General features: G+C 68.6%; 7 protein-coding genes. All 7 read left to right on the forward strand.

Annotation, left to right across the window (positions count from 1 at the left end; all coding sequences use genetic code 11):
- Window positions 1–51: 51 nt before the first annotated feature.
- Window positions 52–714: a cytochrome c3 family protein gene (locus D7V97_RS11480; RefSeq protein ID WP_120610655.1), complete on the forward strand. Its 663-nt coding sequence runs from the start codon at window positions 52–54 to the stop codon at window positions 712–714.
- The gene (locus tag D7V97_RS11485; RefSeq protein WP_120610656.1) at window positions 711–3,938 is read left to right on the forward strand and encodes a TAT-variant-translocated molybdopterin oxidoreductase; all 3,228 of its coding nucleotides are present in this window, start codon (window positions 711–713) and stop codon (window positions 3,936–3,938) included. The genes D7V97_RS11480 and D7V97_RS11485 overlap by 4 nt, the downstream gene beginning before the upstream one ends.
- 5 nt (window positions 3,939–3,943) lie before the next feature.
- Window positions 3,944–5,380 carry an NrfD/PsrC family molybdoenzyme membrane anchor subunit gene (gene nrfD / locus D7V97_RS11490; RefSeq protein WP_120610657.1) on the forward strand — a complete coding sequence of 479 codons (1,437 nt, stop codon included), beginning with the start codon at window positions 3,944–3,946 and terminating at the stop codon, window positions 5,378–5,380.
- A gap of 4 nt (window positions 5,381–5,384) precedes the next feature.
- The gene (locus D7V97_RS11495) at window positions 5,385–5,930 is read left to right on the forward strand and encodes a DUF3341 domain-containing protein (RefSeq protein ID WP_120610658.1); all 546 of its coding nucleotides are present in this window, start codon (window positions 5,385–5,387) and stop codon (window positions 5,928–5,930) included.
- Window positions 5,927–6,490 (forward strand): cytochrome c, encoded by a 564-nt coding sequence (locus tag D7V97_RS11500; RefSeq protein ID WP_120610659.1) that lies wholly within the window; start codon window positions 5,927–5,929, stop codon window positions 6,488–6,490. Before D7V97_RS11495 ends, D7V97_RS11500 begins: the two co-directional genes overlap by 4 nt.
- Window positions 6,487–7,686 (forward strand): hypothetical protein, encoded by a 1,200-nt coding sequence (locus tag D7V97_RS11505; RefSeq protein ID WP_120610660.1) that lies wholly within the window; start codon window positions 6,487–6,489, stop codon window positions 7,684–7,686. The genes D7V97_RS11500 and D7V97_RS11505 overlap by 4 nt, the downstream gene beginning before the upstream one ends.
- On the forward strand, window positions 7,683–8,127 hold a 445-nt coding region (locus D7V97_RS11510; protein ID WP_233582677.1), incomplete at its 3' end, for a hypothetical protein. The genes D7V97_RS11505 and D7V97_RS11510, both read left to right, overlap by 4 nt.

Raw genomic sequence — 8,127 nt, forward strand, 5'->3', positions numbered from 1 at the left:
GTCCACCCTTGGTCTCATGTCGCCTTCAGTCCCCTTGCCCCTGGTCCTGGTATGAGCGGCCCTCTCTTTCCACGCTGGACGAATACGGTGTCGCGCCTGTCGGCCGCGATGCTCCTCGCGGTGCCCGCCATCGCCATCGGCGGCCTCTTGGCCTACGTGCGCTCGCCGCTCGTGACCAATCAGGCGCGCCCGGTGGAGCAGCCCATCGAGTTCGACCACCGGCACCACGCCGGTGACGAGCAGATCGACTGCCGCTACTGCCACTGGACGGTGGAGAAATCCCCGTCGGCGGGCATCCCCTCCACCACCGTGTGCATGTCCTGCCACGCCCAGGTGTGGAACAAGAGCCCGTACCTCACCGAGGTCCGCAAGGCGTTCTTCGCCGACCAGCCCATCCCCTGGGTTCGCGTCCACAACCTGCCGGACTTCGTCTACTTCAACCACTCCATCCACGTGGGCAAGGGCGTCGGTTGCGCCACCTGCCACGGCCGCGTGGACCAGATGGGCGCCATCGAACAGGCCGCCCCCCTGACGATGAGCTGGTGCCTCGACTGCCACCGCGACCCGAAGCCCAACCTCCGCCCCGCGGAGTTCATCACCAGCATGACCTGGGCTCCTCCCGCGGATAAGGCCGAGGCCGCCGAGCTCGCCGACAAGCTCTACAAAGAATACGACGTTCACTCGCGCACGAGCTGCTCCACATGCCACCGATGAACACCAAGCCTGACAGCGCGCCCGCGCAGGACATCCCTACTTCGTTCGCGCTCCCCGTCGTCTCGGGTCGCAACGAGGCCACGTCTGCCGCGCACGACCACGACCACGATCACAATGACGTCGTGACCGAGGCGCTCGCGCACGCGTCCACCCGCGCCGTCCCGGCGGAAGGCGCGTACGGCAAGACGTACTGGCTCGGCCTGGAGGAGAAGCTCGCCACGCCGGCGTTCCTGGAGGAGACCCGCCCGGAGTTCCCCGTCGGCGCGGACCTGCCCCCCACCGGCTTCGCCCGCCGCGAGTTCATGCAGATCCTCGGCGCGTCGCTCGCGCTGGCCGGCGCCACCGCGTGCAGCACCCGTCCCCAGGACGAGCGGCTGGTCCCCTACACCAAGACGCCGCCGGAAGTGGCCCCGGGCAACCCGCTCCACTACGCCTCCGGCATGACGTTCGCGGGCCACACCTCCGGCCTGCTCATCACCGCCCGCGAGGGTCGACCCATCAAGGTCGAGGGCAACCCCCAGCACCCCATCAACAAGGGCGCCGCCGGGCCGTTCGAGCAGGCCTTCCTGCTCTCCCTCTATGACCCGCAGCGCGCCCGCGTGCTGCGCCAGGGCAACAACCCCCGCTCGCTGCGCGTGCTCGCCGAGGACGTCTCCAACCTCGTGCGCACCAAGGCCGCCGGCGACGGTGGCGCCCGCCTGCGCTTCCTGTCGGAGCCCATCAACTCGCCGCTGCTCGGCGACGTGAAGGCGCGCATCCAGCGCAAGCTGCCCGCCGCGCGCTTCCACAGCTATTCCCCCGTGGACCAGGCCGCGGACGAGGCGCACCGCGCCCTCTTCGGCCAGCCCACGCACGCGCTCTACGACCTCACCCGGGCGGACATCATCGTCTCCCTGGACTGCGACTTCCTGGAGAGCCGGCCGGCGAACCTCGCCCTGGCGCGCCAGTTCGCGGACCGCCGCGACCCGAAGAACGGCGAGCTCAACCGCCTCTACGTGGCCGAACACCGCATGTCCATCACCGGCGGCATGGCCGACCACCGCCTGCGCGTGAAGTCGCAGGAGGTCTTCGGGCTCGCCGCCGCGCTCGCGCAGGCCGTGGGTGGCCCCGCCGCCAGCCTGGGCGCCTCCGCGTCCGGCAAGGCCGGGACGCTGCGCCCGGAAGTCGCCTCGTGGGTGCAGGCCGTGGCCCAGGACCTCAAGTCCAAGGCCGGCCGCAGCGCGGTGCTCGCCGGTGAGCGTCAGCCCGCCGCCGTGCACGCGCTGGCCCAGGCCATCAACGCCGCCCTGGGCAACCTGGGCACCACCGTGAAGGTCGTCCCGGCCGCCGCCCCGGAGGCCTCGGGCCTCGCGGAGGTTCGCGCCCTGGTGGAGGACATCAAGGCCGGCCGCGTGGACACGCTGGTCATCACCGCCTTCAACCCGCTCTACACCCTCCCGGTGGACGCGGGCCTGGCGGAGGTCCTGGACCCCAAGCTCAACGCGAACCGCAAGGCGCTGTCCGTCCTGTACGCGGGTCACTACGAGGACGAGACCTCCAAGTACGCCGACTGGTTCGTGCCCCTGGCGCACCAGCTGGAGACCTGGAGCGACGGCCGCGCGGTGGACGGCACGGTGTCCATCGCCCAGCCCCTCATCCAGCCGCTCTTCAACGGCGTGCCGGAAGCGGAGCTGTACGCGCTGTTCCTCGACGAGCCCTACCGCCCCGCCTACCAGATGCTGCGCGAGTACTGGACCGCGCAGGGTGGCGAGGCCGGCCGCGCCGACTTCGAGACCCGCTGGGAGACCTGGGTCTCCGAGGGCGTCGTCCCCGGCAGCATCGCCGCCGGACTGACGGCCTCCCCCGACCTGGGCGCCGCCGCCACGCTCGTGGGCGCGTACCAGCCGCCCGCGTCCGGTGACCTGGAGATCAACTTCGTCACCGACTACAAGCTCTTCGACGGCCGCTTCGCGAACAACGCGTGGCTGCAGGAGCTGCCGGACCCCATCACCAAGATCACCTGGGACAACGCCGCCATCCTCAGCCCCGCCACCGCCAAGCGGCTGGACCTGGAGAACGGCCACCTGGTGGAGCTGGAGTACGGCGGCCGCAAGCTGCAGGTCCCCGTCACCGTCCTCCCCGGCAACGCGGACGACACCGTCACCGTGAACCTGGGCTACGGCCGCACCGGCCTGCACGAGGTGGTGGCCAAGGACGTGGGCTTCAACGCGAACCTGCTGCGCAGCGTGAACGCCCCCTGGTTCGACGGCGGCGCGAAGCTCACCAAGGTCCGCGGCAGCCACACCTTCTCCCGCACCCAGTACCACTGGCGCATGGAGGGCCGTCCGCTGGCCCTGGACATGCCGGTCAGCGAGCTGGCGCACCCGTCGAAGGCCACCGAGCACCTCCTGGAGCGCGTCCAGGGGCCGCTGGAGCTGGGCAAGCAGAACAACCTGAACGACTTCGACTACGCCAAGACCCCCTCGGAGGGCTACAAGTGGGGCATGGCCATCGACCTGTCGCGCTGCACGGGCTGCAACGCGTGCGTCGTGGCGTGCCAGGCGGAGAACAACATCCCCGTCGTCGGCAAGGAGCAGGTGGGCCGCGGCCGTGAGATGCACTGGCTGCGCATCGACCGCTACTTCGAGGGCAGCGAGAACGACCCCACCATGGTCATGCAGCCCGTCGCGTGCGTGCACTGCGAGAAGGCCCCCTGCGAGTACGTCTGCCCGGTGAACGCCACCGTGCACTCGGACGAGGGCCTCAACGACATGGTGTACAACCGCTGCGTCGGCACGCGGTACTGCTCCAACAACTGCCCCTACAAGGTCCGCCGCTTCAACTACCTGCACTACACGCAGGGCAAGACGCCGACCGAGAAGATGCTGATGAACCCGGACGTCACGGTGCGCAACCGCGGCGTCATGGAGAAGTGCACGTACTGCGTCCAGCGCATCGAGCGCGTGCGCATCAACGCCCGCATCGAGCGCCGTGCCATCCAGGAGACGGAGCTCCAGACGGCGTGCCAGCAGACCTGCCCCACGCAGGCCATCGTCTTCGGCTCGCTCGCGGACCCCGCCCAGCGCGTCACCCAGCTCCACGAGGACGAGCGCGCGTACCGGCTGCTGCACGAGCTGGGCACCCGTCCCCGCACCGCCCACCTCATCCGCCTGCGCAACCCCAACCCTGCCCTCGTCGCCGCGGCCCCCGCTGAAGCAGGCACGACGCACGAAGGAGGTCACTGACCGTCATGGCCGAGACCGCACACGCTCTCCCGCTCGACCCGCTCGAGCCCCGGGACCTCGTCGCGCCGCACCACGACGACAAGTCCCTCAATGAAACGCTGCTGGACCATGTCTGGCGCAAGCCCGGCAAGGGCTGGTTCATGCTGCTGGGCATCACGTCCGCGGCGCTGGGCCTGCTCGTCATCGGCGTCACGTACACCCTGGCGCGCGGCATCGGCGTGTGGGGCAACAACCAGCCCGTCGGCTGGGCGTTCGACATCGTCAACTTCGTCTGGTGGGTCGGTATCGGCCACGCCGGCACGCTCATCTCCGCCATCCTCCTGCTCTTCCAGCAGAAGTGGCGCACGAGCATCAACCGCTTCGCGGAGGCCATGACGCTGTTCGCCGTCATGTGCGCCGGCCTGTTCCCGCTGCTGCACACGGGCCGTCCCTGGTTCGCCTTCTGGCTGTTCCCCTACCCCAGCACCCTGGGCGCGTGGCCGCAGTTCCGCTCGCCGCTCGTGTGGGACGTGTTCGCCATCTCCACGTACCTCACCGTGTCCGCGCTGTTCTGGTTCGTGGGCCTCATCCCGGACCTGGCCGCCCTGCGGGATTCGTCCAAGACGAAGCTGCAGCGCACCATCTACGGCCTGTTCTCCCTGGGGTGGCGCGGCTCCGGCCGGCACTGGCACAACTATAAAATCGCCTACCTGCTGCTCGCCGGCATTTCGACGCCGCTGGTGGTGTCCGTGCACACCATCGTTTCGTTCGACTTCGCCGTGTCCCAGATTCCGGGCTGGCACACCACGGTCTTCCCCCCGTACTTCGTGGCCGGCGCCGTGTTCAGCGGCTTCGCGATGGTCATCACGCTCATCGTGCCCGCCCGCAAGTACCTGGGCCTGCGGGACGTCATCACCGACCGCCACCTGGAGAACATGAACAAGGTCATCCTCGCGACGGGCCTCATCGTGTCCTACGGGTACATGATGGAGCACTTCGTCGCCTGGTACTCCCAGAACCAGTACGAGATCTGGACCTTCTACGTGAACCGCGCCACCGGCCCCTACGCCGGGGTGTACTGGCTGATGATCGCCTGCAACGTCATCACCCCGAACATCTTCTGGTTCAAGAAGTGCCGCACCAGCATCCCCATCATGTGGGTGGCCTCCATCGCCGTGAACATCGGCATGTGGTGCGAGCGCTTCATCATCATCGTCACCTCGCTGAGCCAGGACTTCCTGCCCTCGTCGTGGGACCTGTACCGCCCCACCTGGGTGGACTGGTCCATCTACATCGGCACGTTGGGCCTGTTCGGCACCCTGTTCCTGCTGTTCCTCAAGTTCGTTCCCGCCGTCGCGGTGAGCGAGGTGAAGGAACTGCAGCTCGAGCTGAAGCACGCCGCCCACGCCGCCAACGGCCACCACGGCACGGATTCCGCCGCGGTCACGCACGGAGCGCACTAGCGTCATGGAAGCCAAGGTCCTCGATTCCTGGGTGTTGGCCGAGTTCGCCACGCCGGATGCCCTCGTGGATGCCACCCGGCAGATGCGCGAGAAGGGCTTCCAGGGCATGGACACCTATTCTCCGTACCCGCTGCACGGCGGGTCGGAAGCGCTGGGGTTGCCCCCTTCGCGGGTGCCCTTCATCGCCCTGGGTGGAGCCCTCACCGGTCTGGTCACCGCGCTCGCGATGCAGACGTGGATGAACACCATCGACTATCCGCTCAACATCGGCGGTCGTCCGCTGTTGAGCCTCCCGGCATGGGTGCCCATCACCTTCGAGCTGACCGTGCTCTTCTGCGCGTTCGGCATCGTCTTCGGGCTGCTCGGCCTCAGCAAGCTGCCGCAGCCGTACCACCCTGCCTTCGAGTTCGAAGCCTTCCGCAGCGCGTCCACGCACGGCTACTGGCTGAGCGTGCCGCACCCCACGGGGCAGGACGCGACGGACACCACGAACCAGTTGAAGTCCCTGGGCGCCACCCAGGTGACCGTCGTCTCGGGAGAGAACGAATGAGGTGGCTCATCCCCGCCGCGGGGCTCGCCGCGCTCACCGGCTGCAACGTCAGCTCTGAGTTCCTCCAGCGCATGGAGAGCCAGGCCAAGTACGAGTACTACGAGACCTCCGAGTTCTGGCCGGACGGCCGCGCCATGCGCGTGCCCCCCGCCGGCACCGTCCCGCGCGAGCGCCCGGTGGGCAACCCCGGCATCAGCACGGGCCGCGCCAACGGCGTCGCCGTCACCAGCATCCCCCTGACGGTGGACAAGCCGCTGCTCGCCCTGGGCCAGAAGAAGTACAACGTCGTCTGCTCGCAGTGCCATGGCGTGCTCGGCGACGGCAACAGCATCGTGGCGGAGAACATGGCCCTGCGCCTGCCGCCGTCGCTGCTGGAGCTCGCGGACAAGCCGGCTGGCCACTTCTACACCGCCATCAACGAGGGCTACGGCGTGATGCCGTCCTTCTCGGGTGAGCTCGACACGCGTGAGCGCTGGGCCGTTGTCGCCTACGTGCGCGCGCTGCAGGCCGCCCGCAGCACCCCCGGGGGGGCCCAGCCCGTCCCGCAGGAGAACCGATGACTGCCATGGAGCGCTACACCGGCACGCCCAAGCTGATGGTGCCCGCGTTCGGCCTGGGCGTGGTGGGCCTCGTGCTCACCGCCGTGGGGTTCTTCATGAACCCCGAGGCCACCAGCTTCAGCTACCTGCTGGGCTTCACCTACTGGGTGGGCATCAGCGTGGCCGCCCTCATCATGCTGGCCATCTTCCACACGGCGAAGGCCAAGTGGCTCATCGTCCTGCGCCGCACCATGGAGACGATGGCCATCGCGGTGCCCGTCTTCGCGGTGCTCTTCCTGGGCCTCATCCCCGCCCTGAAGTACCTCTACCCCTGGTTTCCCGGCTCGCCCCTGCTCGCCAACATCCACGGCGTGGAGCTGGAGCACCTGGCCCACAAGCAGCACGGCTACCTGAACCCCACGTTCTTCGCCATCCGCCAGGTCATCTACTTCGCGGTGTGGATCTTCGTGAGCACCCGCCTCCATGGCTGGAGCACGAAGCAGGACGAGGCGGGCGGGCTGGACCTCACCGTCAAGCAGCGCCGCTTCTCCCCCGGGGCCCTGCCCTTCCTGGGGCTCACCATCACGTTCGCGGCCTTTGACTGGCTGATGAGCCTCACGCCGATGTGGCAGTCCACCATCTACGGCGTCTACTACTTCTCCGGCAGCTTCCTGGCGGCCTTCTGCGTGCTGCTGCTGGCCACGGTGAACGCCCAGGGCAAGGACCTGTACGGCAGCGTCGTCAAGACGTCGCACTACCACAACCTGGGCAAGCTCATGCTCGCCTTCACGGCGTTCTGGGCCTACATCGCCTTCTCCCAGTTCCTGCTCGTGTGGATCGCCAACATCCCGGAAGAGGCCCCGTTCTACGGCCTGCGCATGTTCGGCCCGTGGCGCCCCCTGTCCATCGCGCTGTTCTGGCTCCACTTCGTGCTGCCGTTCTTCACGCTGCTGTCACGCAAGCTGAAGGAGCAGCCCCGCAAGCTGGCGGTCGTCGGCGTGTATCTGCTTCTCATCCACGCGGTGGACTTGTACTGGCTCATCTGGCCGGCGTTCTCCGGTGAGGCCGGCCCGACGTTCCACTGGACCCTCATCACGGCCTGGGTGGGCGTGGGTGGTGTCGCGGTGGGCTACGCCCTGATGCGGGCGCGCGGTCGGTACACGCTTCCGGTGAAGGACCCGTACATCGCGGAGTCCCTGAGGTACGTGCAGCCATGAAGAAGACCCAGTCCGAAATCGAGTCCCGGGTCATCGTCGGCGCGCATGGCGTCGCGGCCGAGGAAGACCACCTCGTCATGGGGAAGGTCGTGGGCGTCGGCGTTGGCGCCATGGTCCTCTTCTTCATCGGCGCGGTGTGGGCCTGGCGCATCCAGGTCGTCACCATGGAGGAGGCCCAGCCCAACGGTCCTCCGCCCCGTCCCGCCGCCGTGGGCCAGTACGAGGTGGGCATCGTGAACCAGCGCCTGTTCGAACAGGACTGGCACGCGGTGGAGAAGCTGGGCGGCCAGCAGCAGGCCCTGCGCAACGGCTGGGGTGACCAGCCGGGCGTGACGGCCCACAAGACGCTTGACCAGGCCATGGACCACGTCGTCACGACCGAAGCCCAGAAGGCCCAGCAGCCGGCCCCGACGCCGGCCCCCGCGCCGCAGCAGCACACGC

It is taken from the genome of Corallococcus sp. CA053C (genome assembly GCF_003611675.1).
Taxonomy (GTDB): domain Bacteria; phylum Myxococcota; class Myxococcia; order Myxococcales; family Myxococcaceae; genus Corallococcus.